13 protein-coding genes are annotated in these 24837 nt (G+C 53.0%); 8 read left to right on the top strand and 5 right to left on the bottom strand.

Translation table 11 applies throughout. The annotated features are described in order from the left end of the window. Nucleotides 1-1866, top strand: a complete 1866-nt coding sequence (locus H7F31_RS28095) for an FAD-dependent oxidoreductase (protein WP_187101490.1) — start codon at nt 1-3, stop codon at nt 1864-1866. A gap of 115 nt (nt 1867-1981) precedes the next feature. On the opposite strand, the gene H7F31_RS28090 is transcribed toward H7F31_RS28095, so the two are convergent. The 5 genes from H7F31_RS28090 to H7F31_RS28070 form a co-directional block, all read right to left on the bottom strand. Continuing rightward, nucleotides 1982-3223: a sugar phosphate nucleotidyltransferase gene (locus H7F31_RS28090; protein ID WP_187101489.1), complete on the bottom strand. Its 1242-nt coding sequence runs from the start codon at nt 3221-3223 to the stop codon at nt 1982-1984. 280 nt (nt 3224-3503) lie between these two features. Next, on the bottom strand, nt 3504-5252 hold the full coding sequence (locus H7F31_RS28085) for an alpha-glycosidase (protein ID WP_187101488.1): 1749 nt from the start codon (nt 5250-5252) through the stop codon (nt 3504-3506). A 670-nt stretch (nt 5253-5922) separates the two neighbouring features. Beyond that, nucleotides 5923-7086 (bottom strand): DHHW family protein, encoded by a 1164-nt coding sequence (locus tag H7F31_RS28080; RefSeq protein ID WP_187101487.1) that lies wholly within the window; start codon nt 7084-7086, stop codon nt 5923-5925. 17 nt (nt 7087-7103) lie between these two features. Then, on the bottom strand, nt 7104-8591 hold the full coding sequence (locus H7F31_RS28075) for an MBOAT family O-acyltransferase (RefSeq protein WP_187101486.1): 1488 nt from the start codon (nt 8589-8591) through the stop codon (nt 7104-7106). A gap of 10 nt (nt 8592-8601) precedes the next feature. Next, on the bottom strand, nt 8602-9201 hold the full coding sequence (locus H7F31_RS28070) for a DUF4358 domain-containing protein (protein WP_187101485.1): 600 nt from the start codon (nt 9199-9201) through the stop codon (nt 8602-8604). A 223-nt stretch (nt 9202-9424) separates the two neighbouring features. Between H7F31_RS28070 and thrC the strand changes: the two genes are divergently transcribed. From thrC to H7F31_RS28035, 7 genes are all read left to right on the top strand, one after another. Next, on the top strand, nt 9425-10822 hold the full coding sequence (gene thrC / locus H7F31_RS28065) for a threonine synthase (RefSeq protein WP_187101484.1): 1398 nt from the start codon (nt 9425-9427) through the stop codon (nt 10820-10822). A gap of 580 nt (nt 10823-11402) precedes the next feature. Beyond that, nucleotides 11403-12611, top strand: coding sequence for an IS4 family transposase (locus H7F31_RS28060; RefSeq protein WP_187100809.1), 1209 nt, complete (start codon nt 11403-11405; stop codon nt 12609-12611). A 381-nt stretch (nt 12612-12992) separates the two neighbouring features. Continuing rightward, a complete protein-coding gene (locus H7F31_RS28055; RefSeq protein WP_187101483.1) occupies nt 12993-15350 on the top strand; it encodes a helix-turn-helix transcriptional regulator in 2358 nt (785 codons plus the stop codon). 151 nt (nt 15351-15501) lie between these two features. Continuing rightward, nucleotides 15502-21252, top strand: a complete 5751-nt coding sequence (locus H7F31_RS28050) for an Ig-like domain-containing protein (protein ID WP_187101482.1) — start codon at nt 15502-15504, stop codon at nt 21250-21252. 136 nt (nt 21253-21388) lie between these two features. Beyond that, nucleotides 21389-22303: an ABC transporter permease gene (locus H7F31_RS28045; RefSeq protein WP_087566005.1), complete on the top strand. Its 915-nt coding sequence runs from the start codon at nt 21389-21391 to the stop codon at nt 22301-22303. 16 nt (nt 22304-22319) lie between these two features. Continuing rightward, nucleotides 22320-23216, top strand: a complete 897-nt coding sequence (locus tag H7F31_RS28040) for a carbohydrate ABC transporter permease (protein WP_187101481.1) — start codon at nt 22320-22322, stop codon at nt 23214-23216. 41 nt (nt 23217-23257) lie between these two features. After that, complete coding sequence (locus H7F31_RS28035; protein ID WP_187101480.1) at nt 23258-24775, top strand: ABC transporter substrate-binding protein; 1518 nt, start codon at nt 23258-23260, stop codon at nt 24773-24775. The last annotated feature ends 62 nt before the right edge of the window (nt 24776-24837 follow it).

Genomic DNA, 24837 nt, shown 5'->3' with positions numbered 1-24837 from the left:
ATGCTGCTATCTCGACGAATAGACGGCAAGGCTGTCGCCGAGGAAGTCGGGGAGGTCGAGTTCCCGCTTGCCTATGATATTATCGTCGTGGGACTCGGGACATCGGGCTCCATGGCGCTGATCGCGGCAGCGAAAAGAGGGCTGAAGGCGCTTGGCATCGAGCGTTTGAACAGCATGGGCGGCATGGGCACTTCCGGTTCTGTAAACGGATATTATTTCGGCTCGCAGGGCGGGCTCTACGAGACGTTGGACCGGGAAGCGGCAGAGCTGAGCGAATCGGTCTACGCGAAGTCAGGCGCCTACAACGTGGAAGCCAAAAAATACGTGCTGGAGCAGGAAGCGGTCCTTGCAGGAGCCGAGCTTGTTTTCGAGGCTTCCATTACTGGCGTGTATCTCGACGGGAGACGGGCAACGGGCATACAGTGGATCGGTCCAAGCGGCATCCGGAGCGCCGCCAGCAAGATTATCATCGACTGTACGGGCGACGCGGAGGTTTGTTCCATGGCGGGTTGCGCAACGAGCGTGGGACGGGAGCTCGATAATCGAACGCAGCCGTTTACGAGCGTAAAGGTTTATGCGGCGAACCGGAAGGTGAGCTGGATTAATTTCGATTCGGGCTGCACGGATCAGAGAGACGGCGTGGAGCTGTCCCGAGCGATTTTATTCTCCCATTCGCAGCATCTGGAGGAAAAGTACGAGGATGGCAAGGGGCGCATGTTGTATCTTGCGCCGCTGCTCGGCATCAGGGAAGGGCGTTTGATCGAAGGGGAAGAGACGATCACGCTGGATCGCTTTTTCGCGGATCGGGTTACCGATAAGCCTTTGTTCTACGCCTATGCCGATATCGACAAACATGGCAGAGATCACGCCTTCGAATCCGAGGAGCTTGCCGACTGGTTCGTAGGCAGCAATCTCGGGGCGATCAATGTGACGGTGCCCGTGCCGCTCGGCGCAATGATTCCGCGGGGATTCGACGGACTGATGGCTGCCGGCCGTTGTCTCGCGGTCGACCATAGCTTATCCACCTGCGTCCGGATGAACCGCGACATGCAGAAGTGCGGGGAAGCGGCAGCGACGGCGGCCTGGCTGGCGATCGGCAAGGGCGTGCCCGTTAAAGACGTGCCTTACGAGGAACTGGTCGGCTATTTGACCGAGACGGGCTGTTACGATCCCGCTAACGACAAGGGATATCAGATCGCGTATCCAGCCGATCGCAAGCCGCCGCAGCGCATCAAATGGCTGAAGGACCTCGGGGAAATTCGCAGCGGGCTTGCATCCGACTCGCCGGGGATCGCCATCTGGTCCGCTTTCCGGCTGGGGCATGCCGAGGTCGGAGCCGCGCTTCGAGAATGGTTGAGCGATGATGACGCCTATCTTCGGAAGCATAGCGCGTTCGCGCTGGGACTGCTGGGCGACGAGGCGGCGCTGCCCGAGCTGCGTGGGATGTTGGCCGAGCGGGACGCTTTCCAGCTCAAGGATTGCCGCAAGAACAATCAGATGCGCGGTTATATGGCAATTTATCTGCTGGGCAAGCTCAGGGACGAAGGCAGCATCGACGAGCTGGAGCTGCTTGTATGCGAGCCCGAGGAGCTGAACAAGCCGATTTACCAAGGTGTGGATACCAGCGATATCTTTAAACCGAAAAAATTCAACGAAATTTATTTCCAATTTTTCTCCCATGCCATTATGGCCTTGTTGAAAATTTATGGGGATCGCCCGGGTCAGCGGGACCGGATCGGCGGCATCTTAAAGAGAGCGGTCGGCCATGACGCTTATATTTCGCGCATAACCGGGCAGAAGCCGGGAACGTACCATCACTCCATTGCCGAAAATATGAAGCTTATCGTGGAGCGGAAGGTAGTCTGAACGGGATCGAGGATGGAACGATAAAGCCGTGCGCCTGATGACAGGGGCACGGCTTTTGTATTTGGTGCCGAATTGCCGGCATGTTATTGCGTGTTCGGAAAAGCTTCGTATCGTATTAATACCCGAAAGCTTTGCTTGCATGCAATTCGCGATCGCGGCGTCCAGCGCCAGAGAGTAATGCCGCAAAGGTATCGCGGCTTTGAGGCACCGATATGCGCTCCGCGCTTACACGCTCTCCCGGTCCAACGACCGTAATCCTCTCCCCCTGCGGAACACCGATGACGGCGCCGTCCTCGATGACGGCGTTTTCGCCGATAATCGCATTATGAATACGGACGTTGCGTCCAATCCTTGCGCCAGGCATAATGACGCTCTCGTAGACAAGACTGCCTTTGCCGATTTCCGAACCCGTGCCCATAATCGAACGTTGCGCGGCGCCTTCCATCCGGCAATGAGGATCGACGATGCAGTCATGAGGCGCGATCCCGTTGCGGCGATCGCGGCGGGCAGAGGCCGGCGCGTAGCCCGAGAGAAGCGGCCAATGAGACTCTGACAGCCGGAGCGTGCCGTCGATCAGCTCCATGTGGGCTTCCCACAAGCTGTCTACCGTGCCTACATCGCGCCAGTAGCCTTCATAAGGATATGCGTTAAGGCTTTCGCCATCCTGCAGCAGCTTCGGTATAATATCCTTGCCGAAATCATGGCTGGAAGCCGGGTTGGATGCATCTTGCTCCAGCACCTCCTTCAGCTTGTCCGTACGAAATAAATAGATGCCCATAGAAGCCAGGTTGCTTCTTGGACGGGATGGTTTCTCTTCAAACTCAACGACGCCGTAATTATCGTTTACATTCAGAATGCCGAAGCGGCTTGCTTCATGCCAGGGCACCCGCTTAACCGCTACTGTAGCAGAAGCCCCGCTGCGGATATGCGCCTCCAGCATGGGGCGGTAATCCATCTGATAAATATGGTCGCCGGACAAAATGAGAACATGTTGCGGATTACGGGGCTCGATGTAGGATAAAGTGCGATAAATCGCGTCGGCAGTTCCTGTGTAACAGCCGCTCGGAGAATGTTCGGAAGCCGGCAGCATCGCAATTTCGCCCAGATGCTTGGTCGGTATAGCATTAAGCCAAGCGCCACCATCCCCGATATGGCGGTGAACCGTGTCGGCGCAATATTGGGTCAAAACTCCGATCCTGCGAATGCCCGAGTTCAAACAGTTGCTAAGCGGAAAATCGATCATCCGATACCGTTCTCCAAACGGTACAACCGGTTTAGCAAGTGAAGCGGTAAGCGGTGCCAGCCGTTTGCCCTCGCCGCCTGCCAGGAGCATGGCCATACAAACCATTTGCGTCATTATCTCGTCCTCCAAGCTTTTTTATTTGGGTTGGTATCGCTAGGTCGTGTCTGAAAACCCGCTCAGGGGCATCTTTCACCGCCTTTCCGCCCCCTGCTTCGTCACTTTTGCTTGACGTACCCCCGGTACGCCTTCACAAAAGTTCCTTACATGGAACGAAAATTCGGCAAAATCTGCTACCCTCGGAGTATTCAGACACGCCCTCGTCCATTTGTATTGGTAACCATTACTTACACGTTATTTCCTGTATTTGAAACAAGTTAGGTGTTTGACCGTTGCGCTATTTGATCTTCCGCCATACGATCCGGTATCCATTCGGCTCAAGTCCGATGACCAGCTTGCCGTCCGGATTGTCGATCCCCTCGCCGGTTAATGCATCCTGCCATCCGCCTTCTATCATGGGGTGTTGAAGCTCGACGAATTCATCCGAACGGTTGATCCATACCGTAAAGTGCTCATTGTCGTCCAGCCGTTCGTAAATAAGAGAGCCGCCGTCAGCTTGTGCCGACAATACGCGGAAACGGCCGCTGCGCAGGACGGCATGTTCTTTTCTTAGCGCGATGATTAATTTGTAGAAGTCAAACAGGTCCCGGTTCTGGTCTTCCTCGTTCCAGATCATGCATTTGCGGCAATCGGGGTCGTCGCCTCCGTCCAATCCAAACTCGTCGCCGTAATACACGCAAGGTAAGCCCATGGTGGTCATCATATAGACGACGGCTTGTTTTACTCTCCCGACATTGCCCTCGCAGCGGGTCATCAAACGCGGAATGTCATGACTCGACAACAGGTTAAACAGCGTTTCATTGGTTTGCTGCGGATATCGCATCAGGAGCTTGTTCGCATGTTCCGCAAATTGGGCGGAAGAGAGCTTTCGATCGGCGAAAAAGCCCAGCATCAGCTCCGTCAATGGATAATTCATGACCGAATCGAACTGGTCGCCGAGCAGCCAGCGCAGCGAATCGCTCCAGATTTCGCCAATAATAAAAGCGTCCTTGTTCACCCCTTTAACCGCTTTGCGGAAGTCGCGCCAGAAGTGATGGTCCACTTCGTTGGCGACATCGAGCCGCCAGCCGTCGATCCCCGTATCTTTCATCCAGTTGATTGCTGTTTCGATCAAGTACTGCTTGACGTCAGGATTCGCTGTATTCAGCTTTGGCATATGGCCGTAGAAACCAAACGTGTCATAGTTCGAGACGCCATCTTTTACTTCGACCGGGAATCCGCCCAGATGAAACCAGTCCTTGTATTCCGACTGCTCGCCTTTCTCCAGGACATCCTGAAACGGGAGAAACTGTTCGCTCGCATGATTGAAAACGGCGTCCATGACGACGCGGATGCCGCGCTCATGGCATTGCTGGACCAGCTTCTTAAGCAGTTCCTTGTCTCCGAACTGCGGATCAACCTCGCGGTAATCGGTAATGTCATATTTATGATTCGAGGGAGAGCGGAAGATCGGCGTCAGATAAACGGCGTTTACGCCCAGCTCGCTTAAGTGGCCGATGCGATTGATGATGCCCTGAAGATCCCCTCCAAAAAAGGAATCTCTCTCCGGCTTTTCTCCCCAAGGCAAGGTGCCTTCCGGATCGTTGGACGCGTCTCCATTTTCGAAACGATCGGGAAAGATCTGATAGAAGACGGCTTCCTTGGCCCATTGGGGAGCGTCGAATAAATCGATGGCATGGATGTAATGTCCTTCGAAATACCCGCCGGCAGGCGCAGGCTGCTCGGAGGAGAAGCCTTCTTCCGTCAGCCAGATCGTCTCCTCGCCGCTGTGCAGACGGAATCCGTAGCTGAATCGTTTAAATTCCGGCCGGATGACGGCCTCCCAATAATCATGCAGGCCATCCGCGGCGATGTGGTCCATTTCGATTTCTTGGCAATGATGATCCCAGTCGTATTTATCCCCAGCAATCGCAACAACTCGCTCGACATCTTTACGTTTGGTTCTAAGACGCAAATGGAACGTCTCGGGATCATAGGCATACGCCCATCTGTGGCTGGGGGAATGGTAGATGCTCTCTAATTGCACGGGGTCAGCTCCTTTTCTCTGTACTTTTGTGGTTCAATTGGTGCGTTAAAAGAACGATGGGATAAATCGCCCCCTCATGGCCTTTGTATGTTAGTACACTTGTTTCCATCGTTATTAAACATTTGATGTTGATCCATCCTACTCCGGCCGTGACGCTACATACCGAGGCCGTCGATTCATTGTGCGCAAAACTGGAATTGCAGCCGCAATCAATCGTCGCCAACCTGTTAACGGAAATGAGGGCCCTTATATGGATCGTTTGGCGTGATATTAAAATCTAACGGAACTATGCGACGTTATTCGTGAGAAATCCAGGCAAACCGCGAAGTTTTGTCCATCATAAGGGCTGTCAGTTCCATTAGATTTTAAAAGAGCTGCTTTTTGCTGAAATAACGTCTTTCATTTCCGTTACGGTTTCCTGAACAACAAAAAAAGCAGCCGGTCGTCAGCCGGCTACTTCCATGTTTTAATAAGCTATTGTCTCCTGTTACTTAATGTTCCTTTGAATGATCTTTATTCATAGCGTTGTGGGCATTGTATGTTCGGTGGTTGTAAGTTGATGTTGTCTTGATCGAACTTCACTACGCCAGCAGTGCACAGTTTTCGATTGCAGCTGAGGCGGAGTTTCCGACTATAATGTTCTCATTCACAATAAAGGAGCAGCCTCGACTCAATACTTCAGCTTCAGCAAATTCCGTTCCTGAACAAACGTTGATGTGTTGAAGAGGAACAGCGCGTCCTGGATGCCGTTCTCCTCCATATAATCGCCGATGTTGCCGTTGTAATAGCGGATGTCGGTCATATGGATTTCCTTTACGTGATTTGTCAGGAATGGCAGCATGCTGTGCGCGTAGGAGTCCTTTAGGATCAGCAGCTTCTCCAAATCGGCATCCTCGGATGCAATCTCGTTTGTTACCGTGACCAGCGCGTGGACGCCGCCTTGAAAGTAGCTGTATTTGTCTTTTTTGCCCAAGTAGCTGTCGTCGTACAGACTGTCTCTTGTCTCGTCGGTATCGACGATGTGCATCTCGTACGCTACGGGATTTTTAGGCTCGTATACTTCGATGGCGTCGGGCCGCAGACCGCCGTATTGCCCCTTCGTATGATAGCTGCCCAGGAACGAGTCGGAAACAGTGCGAATATGAAAGTCCTCTTCGGCGAGAGGCTTCCAGCCCAATGATTCGGCATACGCCCGATATGCCAGATAAGCGCCGAATGTCGTCCAGTGATGGTCGGTGCGGTAATAGAGCTGGCGATCGTCTTGTTTGCTCCCGGTTTCCGCATGGTCCAGAAAAGCGAAGCCGTCGAGAAACGCCAATCCGCCGCCCAGTTTCCCGCCGATCCACTTATTGACTTCCCGCTGAGAATACGCCTCCGCCATCCAAGGCAAACGATCCGGGTACATGCCCACGGAGTTGGGCGCAAGCAGGAAGGAGAGCCGCGCTTCGGGATGGTTGGCGGCGAATTTGTTTATCGCGTCTACGTAGGAGCCTAACTCATCCAAATCGGGTTTTCCGAACTTTTCGAACAAATAACCGTCTTCTCCCAGGAAAATTCCGTTGTTCTCTTTCTGCAGCCGTGCCTGCTCCAGCAGGGACTTCGTTGCGATAAACTCGGCCCGGAACGGAAAATGGTCGGTCACGTACAGCTCCGCATCCTTGGCGTATTGCTGAGACCAAATCCGGCTCCAGGAAAGCTCCGGATTCTCCTGAAGCTTGCGATTCTCAAGCTCGGAGAATATCGTCTTCGGCTCGAAGATAAAAAACAGCAGCAATCCGATAAGCAGCGAAAGAAAACCCCCGATATATATGCGATCAATCCATTTGCCGGACATAGATGAGGCCTCCCAGGCTAAAAGCGGAAATAAAGAAACGGATTAAAGGTAGCATCCACGAGATAGGCGACGGACATCAGCAGCAAAACCGCATGCCAGCCAAAACCGAGCAAAGGGAGCACTACGGATGCGGGGTTGCCGTTGACAGCTGTCCGAGTTGCATCGCTGCCAGTTATATCATCTGCAGCCGAACGGTTTTGAATTCCACCGTTCAGGCGCGCCTGGACGGAGCGAATCAAATGCCGCCATTCCAGCGAGCCCAGCACAAGCAAGAGAAGCAAAATGGCATTCGTATACAGCAAATAGAGGCTGTGACGGTCGAACCAAATGCCGTTCCCCCCGAACATGGCGCTTATATAAGCAGCAACGTCTCCGATATTCTCGAAGGCAAACAGAACCCAGCCGATCAAAATGAGCAACACAGCGTACAAATGGCGGATTGAGCGCGGCAGCCGCGCAAGCAAGCGAAGCAAAAACAGCTTCTCGGCAATCAAAATGACTCCGAAGTACAGTCCCCACAGCAGGAAGTTCCAGCTTGCTCCATGCCATATGCCCGTCAGCAGCCACACGATCAAAATGTTGCGAAGCTGATTCGTCATTCCCTTTCGGTTGCCGCCCAGCGGGATGTAGACGTATTCGCGGAACCAGGTGCCGAGGGAAATATGCCAGCGCCGCCAAAAGTCGGTCATGCTGACCGCCGTGTACGGCTTGTTAAAGTTTTCGTTGAAGCGGAAGCCGAACATCAGTCCCAGACCGATCGCCATATCGGAATATCCACTGAAGTCATAATAAATTTGGAAAGCAAACGCGATGATACCCAGCCACGCGGTCAATACGGGAAGACCGGACAAGCTGTCGGCCGCGGACACCTCGTTCCAGAGAAGACCGATATTGTTGGCGAGCAGCACCTTTTTGGCCAAACCGATGCAAAATCTCCTCACGCCTTCCGCGAACATACGGGCGTCGACGCGGCGATCTTTCAGCTGCTCGGCAATCGTGTTGTAACGCACGATCGGCCCGGCAACAAGCTGAGGAAACAGCGAGACGAACGTCGCGAAATCGATCCAATTGCGCTGGGCTTTACTATCTCTGCGATAAACATCGATAATGTAGCTCATCGATTGGAACGTATAAAACGATATGCCGATCGGCAAAGGCAGGTCGGTCGGCGGAATGGCCGTGCCGAGCACGGCATTTACGTTCGCGATGAGGAAATCGGCATATTTGAAGAAGCCAAGCACGCCCAGGTTGACGATAACGGACGCGATCAGCACGGCTTTCCGACCTCTGTCGCTCATGCCTTTTCTATCCAGCAGCAGGCCAAACAGGTAGTCGGTCAGCGTGGAGAACAGCATAAGCGCGATGTAGATGGGCTCGCCCCATGCATAAAACACGAGGCTCGCCAGGAACAACATCAGATTTTTGATTCGCCGAGGCGACAAATAGTACAAGATCAGAACGCCGGGCAGGAACAAAATCAGGAACAGCAGGCTGCTGAATACCATAACGGCGGTATTACTTCACGGTTTCTTCGAATTTGGCGGCTACATCGGCCGCGTCCTCGGCAATTGCGAACATGACGAAGTTTCCTTTGGTCACGAGCTTATAGTTTTTGGCGTTTTCGTATTGATCCGGAAGATACTGCTCGAACGATTTCTGCACCGCTTCCGCGCGTTTCTTGATGCCTTCCTCAACGGCCGGGATGTCCTTGGCGTCCTTCACTTGGAAGACGGCGAACTCCGTCGTCGAAATATTCATCATAGGCATGAGCACGACGTAGTCCTGGAACAAAGCTTCGTCGAGGTGGTACATGTCCTTTAACATCGCTGCGTCCGGTTCAATAAACGCGGGGCGTTCGTCTTCTTTAACGAGAGCGTCCATCACGTAGCGCGAAGTGCCTTCTTTTGCAGGTTCCCCGCCCTCTTCGCCGCCATCGCCGTTCTCCGAGCCAGCCCCGTTGCCGGCATCCGGAGTCTCGGTCGGAGCGACTGTCTCGGTTGGAGCGACCGTATTCGTAGGCTCGGCATTTCCCTTATTGTTGTCCGCGCCGCAAGCCGCGAGCGCGGCTCCCATGGCGAGAATCATCAGCATATTCAACATTCTTTTTTTCTTCATTGTGTCCATCTCCTTGGTAGTTGTAATTTGTTGACATAATATTGCGTGCACACCGCTACAGACGGTACCCTTTCCCGGAATGTTGCAAGAAGGGAGCCGGATGGATTTTTTTGCTACTGTGCAGGCGAGATGCATCAAGGGGTCGCGGATCACGTCCCATCTGTGATAGAATGCATAAAAGAGCTATTCCGCGCATGGTGCGCCGGCAAGTAGGAGGACGACAATGGAGTATATCAGCACTAGAGGCAAAATTGCCAAAATCGGATTTATCGAAGCATTTATGATGGGACTTGCGGACGACGGAGGTCTGCTTGTTCCAAGCGAGATTCCCGTCATCTCCGAAGCAACGCTGAAAGAGTGGCAATCGCTCAGCTACCAGGAGCTGGTGTTCGCGATTTTCTCGCACTACACCAACGGAGAAATTCCCGAAGCGGATCTTAAAGCGATGATCGCCGCGAGCTATGGCACATTCCGCAATCCGGAAGTGACGCCTGTTCGCCGCATCCGCGACGATCTGTACTTGCTCGAGCTGTTCCATGGACCGACGTTCGCCTTCAAGGATATTGCGTTGCAATTCATGGGTCAGTTCTATTCCTATGTCGCAAACCAAACAGGCAAAAAAATTCATATATTGGGCGCTACTTCCGGCGACACCGGCGCTTCCGCCATCGAAGGCGTGAAGGGTAAGGAAGGCATCAAAATTTGTATTTTGCACCCGACGGGCAAGGTCAGCAAAGTACAGGAGCTCCAGATGACGACCGTACAGGACGACAACGTGCTGAATCTGTCGGTCGAGGGCAACTTCGACGATTGCCAGCGTATGATCAAGGAGCTGTTCGCGGATTTGGATTTCAAGTCGGCCAATCATCTGGCGGCCATTAACTCCATTAACTTCGTGCGCATACTGGCGCAAACGGTCTATTATTTCTACTCTTACTTCCAGGTATCGAAGGCAACAGGCAAGTGGGAGCCGGTCAATTTCAGCGTGCCAACGGGCAACTTCGGCGATATCTTTGCCGGTTACGTAGCGAAGCGGATGGGATTGCCGGTAGGCAAGCTCATTCTGGCGACGAACGAGAACAATATTCTGGAGCGGTTCATCCACGAGGGCGTCTATATGCCGGGCGACTTCCGCATGACGTACAGCCCGTCCATGGATATTCAGGTAGCGAGCAACTTCGAGCGTTATCTGTATTACGTGCTTGACGAAAACGCGGCCGAAGTGGAACGTCTGATGAACCAATTCAAGACGGAAGGCGAGATCAGCATTCCCGAAGGAGCGCATCGCAAGGTGCAGGCGGAATTCGCGGCGCACGGCGTCGGCGGACAAGAATGTCTCGACACGATCTCCGATTACCAAGCCAAGCACGACTACTTGCTGGATCCGCATACCGCTTGCGGCGTATCCGCGGCAGATCGCTGCAGCGAAGAGGGCGAGATGACAATTGCGCTGGCTACTGCGCATCCCGCGAAGTTCGACGAGGCGATCCGTCTCTGCGGCATTGAACAGAAGTTCCCGGCCGAGATTCGAGCCTTGTTCGAAAAGCCGCAGCGTCAGACATTCGTTGATGGCAAGCTGGAGGACGTGACGAAGGAACTCGTTCAATTTTATAACGCGTAACGCATCTGCTATATTATCGCGTCAGAGACGTCAACCGCCTGTCCAACGTTTTGCGTAGCTAAGTCGGTTTCGCCGACTTAGCTGCCTAAAAAACCTCCGCCTTGCACAGATAAGTCGGTCTCGCCGACTTATTTGCCTTCCAACCCACTGCTTTGCACAATTAAGTCGGTCACACCGACTTATCTGCCTAAAAAACCGCCGTTTCGCATAATTAAGTCGGTATCACCGACTTAGCCTCCTCCCACCCCGCCGGCTTGCACAATTAAGTCGGTCTCGTCGACTTATCTGCCTAAAAACCCGCCGGCTTGCACAATTAAGTTGGTCTCGTCGACTTATCTGCCACACCGCTGCCGTATCGCATAATTAAGTCGGTCACGACGACTTATCTGCCACCGCCCGAGCCGTTTCACATATTTAAGTCGGTCTAGCCCATTAACGTTGCAGTAAACCTCACATGATTCAAACAGAAGTTACTATATTTGTAATTACCTACACGTTTTTCATGGACAAAACAGAAAAAGGCTCCTACATTTAGAGACGTAGCACGTTGTCCACGACCTCTAAACAAGGAGTCCAAACCATGGATAACGTAACCCAAAACACTGTCGTTCGTCAACTACTTTCTTTACTGCCTTTGGATGTACAGGATCGTCTACTCTACGCCGATCGCTATGCGAAGAAGCTTACGATTAGCAAAAGCATCTTGGTGTTCGTTCTTGCTCAGTTCAATAATTGGCAGAGTTATGTCGAGATGGAAGAACAAATCTACGCGCACTCCGAATTACGATCCGTTCTCGATCTACCCTGCATTAGCGCTGCACAACTTTCGCGTAAATTGGCCCAGATTCCAACGGAAATGCTGCATGAACTCTTCCTCCATGGCTTGGTTCATATCCAGAAGCTGACGGCAAATCTGAAGGGCATTTCACCTAGCATTGGGCGCCTAGCTCTTATTGACTCATCCAAGGTGAAATTGCCGCTTGTGCTTGGAGACTGGGCCAGAGTTTCGTCTACGTCCAGCGGTGTCAAACTGCACGTACGTCTCTTGACTGCTTCGCCTGATGTCGTTTATCCCGATGCCGTGATCCCATCGACGTTAAACGTCGGAGATCGAGCGGCTACCGTTGAGCTTGTGACCGAGTCCACCGTGACCTATGTCATGGACCGTGGCTACGATAACTACAAAAACATGGATAACTGGATCCGGCGAGGCATTCGTTTCGTCATGCGTATGCGGGATCGTGCCCTGACCACCGTTGTAGAAGAAAGGCAAGTAACGCCAGATGGCTCCATCACCCGAGATGCGATCGTTAGCGTAGGCGGCGATTTCCGCTCCATGAAAGAACGCATTCGACTCGTGGAGTTTTATGATGAGCAGGGGCGTTTCTACCGTCTGCTAACCTCGCGACTAGACATCACGGCCGAAGAAGTCGCTCATATCTACAAATGCAGATGGTTAATCGAGCTTTTTTTCAAATGGATCAAACAACATCTAAGGCTGAAGAAACTGCATAGCTACAAACCACAAGCGATTTGGAACCAGATTTACCTCACGCTGATCACTTTTATGCTTGCACAGTACATGCAGTTACACTTAGAAACGAAGAAAAGCGTTTGGCGCGTCCTCGAGTTGTTCCGTATTCATATGTTTCATCCTTGGATCCAGTTCCTAAACGCTCTATTCCGAGCGCCTACACGAACATCCACAGGAAAGAAAAGGGGTTCATCAAGAGAAGTACCCCCGTTGCGAACGGAATTAGGCATGTTCAAGAAAAGTAAAGTGACATAGAAAAAAGTAATTAACACAATTATTGGGAGAATGTGACTACAACTAGGTAGGGATTGCGTTTTTGGCTCACTCTCTCAAAAAGAGGCTGTAAAATAATTGATCTACTATGAGAAACATCCAATCGCACTGTTGATGTAACGTTTGTTGCAACCCTCATGGGTCTAGCCGACTTAGCCATAGGCAGCAGGCATTGGCACGTAAGCATTCTCCATACCAAATTCCGTACATTGTTATAAAATGCTGCGTTCCGCCTTGACCTGACTTGCAAGGGGAGGGTACACTCTGACATAATCGGCTGTTCCCTGCGCGAAGCGACATTCGTGAGCGTTCATCCGCTTACTCGCACGCCTGCCGAATCCACCGGAGCGGAGTTGTCGGACTATGCATATCATTCGAACCATGGCTAACCGGAAGTATTTACAGCGGATTTTTTTCTATGTCAACTTATCCATGGCTGGGCTGCTCGTTATCGCGGCGGTATCGTTCTACCTCTACTCCCAGCAGATCATTCTGCAAACGCAGAAGGATTCTAGCCGCAAAGTGTTGGCGCAAATCAAACACAACATTACTTATATTACGGATATCGTACGCAACATCGGGATAACGGCCAGCATGGATCCCAACATCGTCTATCTGATGAATGCGGCGGTCCCGGAGCCTGTGATGAAGTTCCAGACGATTCGGAAGATGGACACGCTGGCGGATTCTACCTCGTTTATTGATTCCATCGTCGTTGTTAACGGTGCGGAGCGAAAATTTTACAGCGGAGGATCGGGCGCATGGAGCCGCACTAACTGGACAGAACTGCAGGAGCAGTTGACGAAGCAGCTGGAATCGATGGGGAGATATGCGGATGCCAAGCTGATTCCTTTCAAGCTGGACGAGAGCAGTCCCGACGTGGATCTCTTTTCGTTTATCCTGACCGAAAATCATCCGGGAAGCGGCCAGTTGCCGAACGCCGTCATCGTTAATATTAGACCGCAGTGGATCTTCGATAATATTAAGAGTCTGGATAATGTAACGGACAATAGCGACGGCATGGTGCTTCTCGACGAGCAGGGGAAGCTGCTGCAAACGGAGGGGATCGGTTCGCCGTATGCCGCCGATGTGCAGCGGCTTCTGGACCGTATGGTCCATTCGGCGGGAGACTCGACGCATGACTTCTCGATTCAGAAAATCGAGGGAAGGAAATACGTCATTTCGGAAATGAACATGGATGTAAGCGAATTAAAGGTCATGAACATTTTGCCGTACGAGAAGGTCATGGGCAAGGCGGAGACGCTGCGCGATATTACGCTGGCGCTCATTGTCGTATTTCTGGTCGCAAGCTTCATCCTGTCGCTGGTCATTACAAGCCGGCTGTATCGCCCGATCGGGAAGCTGTTCGAATTGTTCCATCGCAATGATGTGCGGACGGACGAGTCGGAGTCGGGCAGCCATGACGAAATGAGCTTTATATCCGACGTGTATCGGCTTACGCTCGATAAGCTGCGTCAGGTTAATCGCGAGGAAAGCGGGAAAAAGCAAATCGTCAGCGATTATTATTTGCGGCGATGGTTAACCGACAGCCGTACCATGACAGCCGAGGAACTGCATCATTGCGCCGAAGCGAGCCCGGGACTGTTTGAGGCGGGAGGAGATGGCGCAACCGTGTGGCAATTGGCCGTTCTCTCTCTGGAGCAGCCCATAACGGACAAAAAAACGCCGGAATCCGCTACGCAAGAGAAACTGTATCGGTTCGCGGCATGCAATATTGTGGAGGAGACGGTCGCTCGGCATTATTCGAACCGGGTAGTCGATATGAACAACGAATATATTGTAGTCATTATCCGTGTCATGGAAGGGGAGGCCGACCAACCCGCATTAACGCAACTGCTGGCGGAGGCCCGGCGAATCTTCAAGCAATTTTACCGCCAGCGAACCTTCTCGGCGGCCGTCAGCGATGCGGTCGAGGATTACAAGGATCTGACGCAGGTCTACGAATGGACCGTGCAGCAGCTTTTGTATCGTCTCGCATTGGGACCGGAGACGATCATTACGCCCGACGACGTGCGGGGCAATATGGAGCGAAGCGATTTTACCCTGCCTGCGGAGCTGGAGAGAAAGCTGGCCGACAGCATCAGGACGAAGGATGCGGATGCCATTGACAAACATTTGTCGCGGGTATTCGAGCTGATTGCGTCCATTCATTACGATTACATGACGTACGCCGTCATTCAGGTCGTGCTGCTCGTCAAGGCAATCATGCGCGAGCCGGCGTTCGCCTCCTACGCCAATTCGGTCGAGCTGCAAAATATGAATCAGAAGGTGATCAAAGCCGAGTCATTGACCGCTATGCGAGAGATCATCGGACATTTCCTGCAGCAGCTGTGCGAGGAGGATCCGTCCCATCTCAAGGAGGACCGGAACCTTATAATCGTGGATACCATTAAGGAGTTTATCGAAAACAACTATTCGGACATCAATCTGAGCTTGCAGTCCATCGCGGCATACCTAAAGATGTCTCCCGCGTACGTGGGCCGGATCTTCAAGCAATACGAAGGAGGGTCCGTCGGCGATTATCTAAACGGTTATCGTTTGGACAAAGCGTGCGAACTGTTGATTGGCAGCAGCTATAACGTAAAGGAAATCGCCGATTGTCTGGGCTTTAACAACGCAAGCTATTTTATTACCCTGTTCAAGAAAAAATACGGGGTTACGCCCAAGGAATACCGCCTGAATGCGGCTCTTGGCAAATAAAAAATCTTGTTTCAGTTATGGAAATTGGAACAATTGACAAAAAACGAAACAAAAGTAAGGACGTTTCATCGATTTTGTGATTTCGTTCGCCGCCTCCCTTTGCCACAATAATGTCGCAGGCCAATATGAACCATGCGAAAGGGTGAAGACTGTGGCAAAGAAGTATTTGTCGGCTTGGCTGATTGTGTGCATGCTCGCGATGGGCATGCCCGTCGCAATCGCGCAAGCAGACCAAGCAGAGCAGATGGAGGGGGCGGCTTTATTTGTATCTACGGTTGGAAGCGATTCCAATAGCGGAACGGAGGACGAGCCGCTGCTAACGCTCGAAGGGGCGCGGGATGCAATCAGGACTATGAAAAACGATGGAGGGCTTCCCGACGGAGGTATTACCGTTTATTTGCGGGAAGGCGTCTACGAGCGAAACGCGACGTTCGAGCTAAAAGAGGAGGATTCGGGAACGGCCGATTCCCCGATCGTGTACCGTTCCTACCCTGGAGAAACGGTTCGTCTGACGGGCGGCAAGGAGCTGGATCACGAAAGCTTCGAGCCCGTCAGCGATCAAGAGGTGCTTGGGCGGATCATCGACGAAGAAGCGCGCGGTAAAGTGCTGCAGGTCAATCTGCCTTCGCTCGGCATTACCGATTATGGCCAGATGAGCCGTCACGGCTACTGGAAGGCAAACGATGTCAGTCTCGTGCCGCCGATGGAGCTGTACGTTGACGGACAAGGGATGACGCTTGCCCGTTGGCCGAACGAAGGTACCGTACAGATGGGAGAAATCCTCGATCCGGGACCGACGGTAGACGATGCCGACCTGCAGAAGCGCGGAGGCACCTTCGCGTATACGCACGACAGGCCGAAGTATTGGTCCCAGGCAGACGATATTTGGCTGGACGGCATATTCGGCTACAGCTGGGAATGGTCGTACAACAAAGTCGCGGCCATCGATACGGCGAAAAAAACCATGACGTTGCAATACGGCGAAATGTCGGGCCTGCTCACGAACTGGTATCCGGATTTCCATTTTGCCCAAAATCTGCTGGAGGAGCTTGACGCTCCCGGCGAATATTACATTGACCGCACAAACGGAATCCTGTATTTGATGCCCAATGCCGCGTTTCGAAACGGACAAGGCGATATCACTGTAACGATGCTGAAGGAGACGATGATCCGCGCGATCGGCGCTTCGCATATCCGGTTCGAAGAGCTGGCGATGGAGTACGGACGCGATACGGCGGCGGTCATTCTCGGCGGCAGCGATATTACGATCACCAACAGCGAGATCAGCAACTTCACAAACGGAGGTGTGCTGATCAATTCGCCAGGCCGCTACGCCTATGACGGCATCGAGGGAGAACTGGACGGGCGCAACCATGCAGTCGTCTCGACGCATATCCGGCATGTCGGAGGGACGGCAGTCACCCTGCATGGCGGGGATACGAAGACGCTGGAGCCCGGCAACAACCGGGTGGAAAATTCGCATATTCATGATTTTGCCTATTATCACAAGGCTTACAATCCCGGGGTGCTGTTCGCTGGCGTCGGCAATCAGGCGATCGGCAATGAAATTCATGACGCGCCTCATCCCGGCATCATCGTGTATGGCAACGACCATTTGATCGAATACAACAACATCTACGACATCTGCAAGCAATTCCAGGACCTGGGCGCGATCTACATGAATGCAGGCATGGATCCCGAGGAGAGAGGAACGATCGTCAGGCACAACTACTTCCATCATATCGGGGAGAATCTGCATGGCGTCGAAGGCGTCTATCCCGACAATATGACGATGGATCTGACCATCGAAGGGAACATTTTCTACAAGATGGGGAACAGCGCGATCAAAAGCGGTACCGGCGCCTATATTTATACCTCCAACAATATCTTTGTAGATACTTATGTACCTTACGACAACTATGAGATGTTTATGAGCAAGGAACCGGGCAACCGGGTCGACCGGGATTATATGCCCGTATGGAAGAAGCTATTCGAGGAAAACAACAACTTTATAGGCACGCCTTATGCGGAAAAGTATCCCGAGCTTCTGAAGTTTTTCGAAGAGGATCGTTATCAACCGACGACGAATAACTTCGAACGAAATGTCATTTATAATCCGACGCTCCCGCGTTCGAGCCAGACAAACGAGCATGGCGTACGCGATATAAACAATCTGATGAACCACAAGGACAATTGGGTAGCTAACGTTGATCCCGGCTTTGTCGATCTGGCGACGGGAGATTTCAGTCTGAAGCCGGATGCGGAAGTGTTCAAGCAGATTCCGGACTTCGAGGCCATTCCGTTCGAGATGATCGGTACCCAAGGCAAAGTAGGGCTCCCCCATGGGGTAGACTCTATCGCCGTATCGGGCGTTTACTTGCCAACGGACAATCTGACGATGGAAATCGGCAAGACGGTGCCGCTTCAGGCCGAGGTGGTGCCATGGAACGCGAGCAATCCCGCCGTCACGTATAGCAGCAGCGACGTAACGGTTGCGTCGGTGGATGCAAACGGCCGGGTGTTCGGGGAAAAGCCTGGCGTTACTGTCATTACGGCAGTGTCGATGGCTAATCCGGAATTGAAGGATGAAACTGTCGTTACGGTGACCGAAGGCGACGGCGTCATGCATTTTACCGACTTCGAGTCGGGCAGCAACGATTGGCCGGTCGATGCCAATCGCGGCATTGTGAAGGATGAAGAGAACAACCATTGGTATTACATCGTTAACGGAGCGAACTCGCAGCATCCTCGCCTCTTTTCCGATTATGTGCTGGAATATCGGCTGAAGACGCCGGAAACGATTCCGGACGGTGCTGAACTGATCATGTATGATCGCAACGGCGATAAGGGGAGCGGGTATATCCAATATCGCCAAACGACGACGGATTCGACTTGGATTATTTACAATGCGCAATGGCAGACGTTAAAAGAAGAAAAGGTCGCAGGCGGGTTCTTGAAACCGAATACGATCTATGATGTCCGCGTGGTGGCCCAGGGTTCGTCGATCAGCGTTTATGTGAACGACGTAATGGTCATCGAGGGCCAGAATCCGGCACATAGCGTGTCCGGCAAGGTCGGCTTCTATGTGAATAAAATTGCGAATCTGTGGTTCGATGACGTAAAATTCTCGCTGCCGCGGAAAACGGTAGAGAGCATTACGATTGAAACGGATATATTGCATCTCAACGAGGGAGGACAAAAGCTGCTTCGCGCAGTCGTGAAGCCGGATGATGCCACCAATAAATCGGTGTTATGGTCCTCAAGCAACCCTGATGTAGCGACCGTGGACGACAGCGGATTCGTAACGGCGACGGGCAGGGGAGAAGCGGTCATCACGGCGCGGTCGGCGCAAAATTCGGATGTGTACGCCGCAACAACGGTTATCGTATCGGATGTGCTGCATGCCGTCGACTTCGAGTCGGGCGGCGGCGGATGGCTTGTTGACGCCAATCACAGTATCGAGGAGGATGGTGACGGCAATCACTGGTATCGCCTCGTCGACGGGGCCAGCACCAAGTCTCCCGTCAACTTCTCCAATTACAAGCTGACCTACAAGCTCAGAACGCCGGAGGAGATACCGGTCGGAGCGACATTGCTCATGTATGATCGCGATAGCGCGAGCGGGCGGGGATATATCAGCTACAAGAAGAACCTAACAGGCTCATCCTGGTCGATTATGAATTCGGAGTGGCAGTCGCAGGAGGAGGCGACCTTCGATAGCGACGATCTGCTGCCGAATAAGGAATACGAAATCAAGGTGGTTGCTCAAGGCGCGGACATCAGTGTCTTCGTTGACGGCGAGCTGCGCTTGCAAGGGGAGAACACGTCTTACAACCCAACCGGGCAAGTCGGCTTCTATGTAGAAGGTTTCGCTTATCTGGAGCTCGACGATATCGTCTTCGAACTGGCGAGGGTGCCTGCAACGGAGGTTGTGCTAGATCGGCAGGAGCTGTCGCTGGAGCCGGGCGAGAAGGTGAAAGTGAAAGCAACGGTGTCGCCGCCGGACGCGACGGACAAGAAGCTGGTCTGGAGCTCCGGCAATCCGGAGACGGCCACTGTAGACAGCAGCGGAACGATCCAAGCGGTATCGCCGGGTACGACTGTCGTGACGGTTGCATCGCGCGAGAATGCGGACGTTAAAGCCGCCATCGTCGTCACGGTAGCGGCGCCCGTTTATCCCGTTATTGAGCTGGACCGCCAGCTCAGCGATACAGAGGGCTGGACGGCAGCAGACGCGGTGAAATTCGGCGAAGGTACGGTTCGTATATTCGGGGATGGCGTATTCGGCTATGGAGGAGAGAAGTTCGGTAGCGGATTGATTACGTTCAAGGCGAAATTCGACGACTTCAACTCCAGCTGGTACGGATTCGCGCTGCGATCGGTTCGGACCGGGGATCCAACCTGGGTGAAAGAAAATAAAGGTTATCTGGTCGTCATCAAGGAAGATGTTATCGAATTCCAGACGTGGAAGCCGGGACAAACGATGGTGGACATTATCCCGAATACATCCGTCCTGCCCAATCAAGAGCATCTGATCGAAATCGGGGCCATCGATGTCGAAGGAGGCGTCCGGTTTATCCTGAAGGTGGACGGGAAGGCTGTACTTAACGTACTGGACACCGATCCGGCCAACCCGATTCCATCCGAAGGCTACCTCAATGTATACAACTATGCGGGAGCGGAGGATGCCATCGAGCTGAAACCGTCGCGCAAGCCAGACCCTGGAACGGACCCTGGCACCGACCCGGGGACGAACCCTGGAACGGGAACCGGCCCAATCGTAACTCCCAAGCCTGAGCCGGACGAAGAGTTGGTCGTTGTCCGCGAGAGCGATCTGACCTCGGGGAGCGGGGACGGCATCATTGCTTTCGAGCTGGAGCCCGGTCAGAACGGCGTGATTTTGTCGCAAGGGATTCTAAAGTTGCTCGAGCATCCGATTGAGGTACGGTCCGGGGAACTGAAGCTTACCTTTGAGCCGGAGCTTCTCAGGAAGCTTGCGGAGGAGCAGCCGCAGAATGCCAAGCTGGCGATCAAGATGGTTCCTCTGACCAAAGAAAATGTTGCGTCGAAACCTTCTGCAAGCTACAAAATGGTCGGAGTTCCGTACCGTCTTGAACTGCTTGCGCTGGCGGAAGGCGAGGAGCCACGCTATCTATCGGACTTCCCGGCGCCGATTCCATTGGCATACACGGTTAAGCCATCCGGCGTTAACGTCAATGAGGAATGGCTGGGCATCTACTATGAGAATCAAGCCGGAAAGTGGGAGTATGTCGGAGGCGAGTTCGATCCGGCCAGCCGGACGCTGTCGGCGGAGCTGCCTCACTTTAGCGTATACGCCGTGATGGAATACGAAGCGGCCTTTGCTGACTTGCCGTCGGGACATTGGGCGAACGGCGCCGTCAAGGCGCTGGCCGCGAAACACATCGTCACCGGCAAGTCGGAAGATCGCTTTGATCCTGACGGAACGACGACAAGGGCGGAATTTGCGGCATTGCTCGTACGGACGCTAGGATTGCAGAGCGAAGGATCGGCGAAGCTTCCGTTCCGGGATGTAAGACCGTCCGACTGGCATGCGGAAGTCATTGCGGCTGCCTACGAGACCAAGTTGGTATCCGGACGTCAGGAGGATGTCTTTGCGCCAAACGAACGGATTACGCGGGAGGAGATGGCGGTCATGCTGCTGCGGGCTTACGCCTACGCCTCCGGTAAGGGCCGATTGGAAGCTGGCGTGAGCGGGCCGAAGGACTTGACGGCCGCGTCGCAATGGGCGCGGACTCCCATCAGCGAGGTTGTCGGACTGGGCCTGATGACCGGTTACCCGGACGGCGAATTCAAGCCGAAGCGTCTCGCGAATCGGGATGAAACGGCACAAGTCGTTTATAATCTGCTGAAACTTCTATAATCATCATTTTGCTTAAAAATTGGTACTGTAATTGATATTTTGTATCCATTTTAAGATTTATCTTTACCTCCTCCTTATGCCATGATGTGTGACAAGACGGCACTGCGATCCATCATGGATAAGGGGGTGAACAACTATGAAAAAAAGCCGTTTCCGTTTCGGCAAGGGAGACAGAGAGCTCAGCTTGCTCGCTCTCCCGTCGGTCCTGTACATTTTTGTTTTCAGTTATTTGACGATGTTCGGCGCGATTATCGCGTTCAAAAACTACAGGTACGACAAGGGCATTCTGGGCAGCGACTGGGCGGGCTTCGATAATTTTAAATTTTTCTTTATTTCCGAAAAGGCGTTTATCGTGACCCGCAATACGGTGCTGTACAGTCTATGGTTCTGGGTCGTCACCACGCTCGGCGCGCTGATCGTGGCCATTTTGCTCAACGAGATATCGCGGAAGTGGAGCAAATATTATCAGACCACGATGTTTTTGCCCACTTTCGTCTCCTGGGTCGTCGTTATGTTTCTGGCGCAAATGTTCCTGAGCCACGATTACGGGTTTCTAAACCGCTTGTACGAATCTATCGGCCTTGACAGGGTCCGCTGGTATCTGGAAGCCAACTATTGGCCTCTTATCCTGACCTTGGCTCATCTGTGGAAATCGATCGGCTTCTCGGCGCTTGTCTATTACGCGGGCATTGTGGCCATCGATCCGTCCTATTACGAGGCGGCGAAGATGGACGGGGCGTCCCGATTCCAGATGGCCCGCAAGATCACGATTCCGATGCTGTCGCCGCTCATCATTATTCTGATGATCATGGCGATCGGCAACATGATCCGAGGCGATTTCGGCCTGCACTTCTTTGTCTCGAACAATTCGCCTCTTCTGTACAACACCACCGATATTATCGATACGTTCGTGTACCGGGCGCTCAGCGTCAGCGGCGATATCCCAATGGCTACGGCCGTCGGCCTGTATCAGTCCGTGGTCGGGCTGCTGCTCGTGGTGGGGGCCAATTATACGGTTCGAAAAATAAGCGAAGAAAACTCGTTATGGTAGGATAGGGGAACGACCGATGGAAACTTACGCAAACCGACGCGGCGGCATGGCCAATATCTTTTTTAACGCTTTTTTTATCGTACTGTCCATGCTCATAGTCGCACCGTTCATTCTGATCGTCTCCGTCTCGCTGACGGATGAAAGCGCGCTGGCGTCATTCGGCTATTCGTTTCTTCCCAGCCGGTTCAGCACGCTTGCGTACGAATATTTGCTGCAGACGCCGATGGTCATTCTTCGGGCGTACGGCAACACTTTGTTCATTACGCTCGCGGGCACGCTGCTCAGCATTCTTCTGACGAGCATAATCGGCTACGTGATATCCAGAAGAGACTACGCGCTGCGCTCTCCGCTGACGGTATTCGTGTTTATTCCGATGATGTTTTCGGGCGGGCTGGTGCCGTTTTATATTCTGGTCACGCAATATTTGCACCTTAAGAACTCGTTATGGGCGATCATATTGCCTGGATTGCTGTCACCCTTCTACGTGCTGATCATGAAAGGTTTCATGAGCAAAATCCCGTATGAAATCATAGAGTCGGCCAAGATGGACGGTGCCGGCGAATGGCGGATTTTCTTCCGCATCATCCTGCCGTTGTCCACGCCGGCGCTTGCGACGCTGGGACTGTTTATCGCGTTCAACTATTGGAACGAATGGTTTAACGCATTGCTCTTCATCGATGATGACCGAAGGGTGCCGCTGCAGTTGCTGTTGGTGCGAATTATGAACACGCTGGATTTCCTTCGCAACAACAGCGAATACATTCAGGGGCTTGGCATCGACATGAGCCAGTTCCCGAACGAATCCGTGCGGATGGCGCTGGTCGTCATGGTCGCCGGACCGATGATGTTCGTGTTTCCTTTTTTCCAAAGATACTTCGTGCAAGGGATGACGGTCGGCTCGTTGAAGGGCTAACCGGCATGGAGATGGTTAAATTCAAATCAGGGGGAATAACCATGACAAAGATGAAATACGTGTCGATGCTGCTATTGTGCGGCGCCCTGCTGCTGGGAGCTTGCAGCGGCGGCGGTCAAGGAAACAAACCGGCGGGCAATGGCGGGGAGACTGCCCAGCCGAGCAACAACGGGAGCGCAGGCGGCGAGGACGAGAGCTTGTCCGAAGTGGAGCTGATCTGGTATTACGGGGTATCGCAAGTATCGCCGGATCAGAAGCTGATCGAAGACGAGGTCAACAAAATCGTGAAGGAAAAAATCAATGCAACCGTAAAACTGCGGCCGGTCGATTTCGGCAGCTATACGACAAAGTTGAATACGGCGAGCGCAGCAGGCGAAAAATTCGATTTGGTCTGGACCGCCAACTGGGCATTCAATTACGACGAAAACGTAAAGAAAGGCGCATTTATCCCGCTGGATGAGCTGCTGGAAAAGCATGCGCCAGAGACGCTGAAAGCGATCCCTTCGTTTACATGGGACGCGACCAAGTATCAGGGCGAGATCTACGCGGTGCCGAACTATCAGACGATCACATCGCGTTATGGCGTAAGCCTGCGGAAGGATTTTGTAGACAAATACGGCTTCGATACGAGCAGCGTCAAGAAGCTGGAGGATCTGGAGCCGTTCCTTAAGCAGGTGAAGGAAAACGAAAAGGGCATCGTGCCATTGATGTTGACGGGCCCGGGCACAGTGTTCGAGCCGTTTATGTACGGCTTCGACGACAGCGGCGTCCGGATCGGCGACGATACGTTCCAGAGCAACTGGCTGGAGCAGACGCCGGAGTATAAAAGTTTCGTGGAGCTGATGCGCGGCTGGTTCGAGAAAGGCTATATCAATGACGACGCCTCGACGGTAAAGCAGATAGACTCCATCTACAACGGCAAATACGCGGCCGGTCTGGAAAGCGCCATGAAGCCGGGCTACGAAGCGGAGAAAAAAGCCTCCAACGGAGGGTACGACGTGATCGGCGTTCCGCTTACGGAAGCGACGACCCGCCGCACCTCCAATATTACGACGCTGACCGCGATAAGCCGCACGTCCGCGAACCCGGATCGCGCAATGATGCTGATCGAGCTGGTGAACAACGATCCGGAACTGTATAACCTGCTTAGCTTCGGAATCGAAGGGAAGCATTACGAGAAGGTGGAGGACAATACGGTCAAGATCGGCGCCAATGCCGGATACAGAGCCCAGAACTGGGTGTTCGGCAACGTATTCAACGGCTATCTGGTCGAGGGACAGGCGGCGGACACTTGGGAGGAAACGAAAAAGCTTAACGAATCGGCGTTTGTGCAGCCAACCTTCGGCTTTGCATTCGACGACACCAACGTCAAAGCGGAATACGCCAACGTGATGGCGGTAAAAGCGGAATATCAGCCGCTTCTGATGACCGGTACGGTGGATCCCGACAAGTATTTGCCTGAGTACCTGGAGAAGCTGAGAAACGCCGGCGCCGAGAAAGTGCAAGCGGAGCTGCAGAAGCAGTTGGATGCTTGGGTAGCTGAGAACGTGAAGAAGTAATTGGCATCCGGCATTACTGATTTCTATAAGTTTAAATAAAAGGGGATGTAATCACCTGTGGG

The organism is Paenibacillus sp. PAMC21692 (assembly GCF_014303795.1).
In the GTDB taxonomy this organism is placed as follows: Bacteria; Bacillota; Bacilli; order Paenibacillales; family Paenibacillaceae; genus Pristimantibacillus; species Pristimantibacillus agaridevorans.
The sequence above is the reverse complement of the archived record's forward strand: the minus strand, read 5'-3'. Positions and strand labels throughout refer to the sequence as shown.

Coding starts and splice junctions, on each gene's coding strand:
- H7F31_RS28090 (WP_187101489.1), bottom strand. CDS start 3,223: ATGACGCAAATGGTTTGTATGGCCATGCTCCTGGCAGGCGGCGAGGGC.
- H7F31_RS28040 (WP_187101481.1), top strand. CDS start 22,320: ATGGAAACTTACGCAAACCGACGCGGCGGCATGGCCAATATCTTTTTT.
- H7F31_RS28045 (WP_087566005.1), top strand. CDS start 21,389: ATGAAAAAAAGCCGTTTCCGTTTCGGCAAGGGAGACAGAGAGCTCAGC.
- H7F31_RS28095 (WP_187101490.1), top strand. CDS start 1: ATGCTGCTATCTCGACGAATAGACGGCAAGGCTGTCGCCGAGGAAGTC.
- H7F31_RS28075 (WP_187101486.1), bottom strand. CDS start 8,591: ATGGTATTCAGCAGCCTGCTGTTCCTGATTTTGTTCCTGCCCGGCGTT.
- H7F31_RS28055 (WP_187101483.1), top strand. CDS start 12,993: ATGCATATCATTCGAACCATGGCTAACCGGAAGTATTTACAGCGGATT.
- H7F31_RS28070 (WP_187101485.1), bottom strand. CDS start 9,201: ATGAAGAAAAAAAGAATGTTGAATATGCTGATGATTCTCGCCATGGGA.
- H7F31_RS28060 (WP_187100809.1), top strand. CDS start 11,403: ATGGATAACGTAACCCAAAACACTGTCGTTCGTCAACTACTTTCTTTA.
- H7F31_RS28080 (WP_187101487.1), bottom strand. CDS start 7,086: ATGTCCGGCAAATGGATTGATCGCATATATATCGGGGGTTTTCTTTCG.
- thrC (WP_187101484.1), top strand. CDS start 9,425: ATGGAGTATATCAGCACTAGAGGCAAAATTGCCAAAATCGGATTTATC.
- H7F31_RS28035 (WP_187101480.1), top strand. CDS start 23,258: ATGACAAAGATGAAATACGTGTCGATGCTGCTATTGTGCGGCGCCCTG.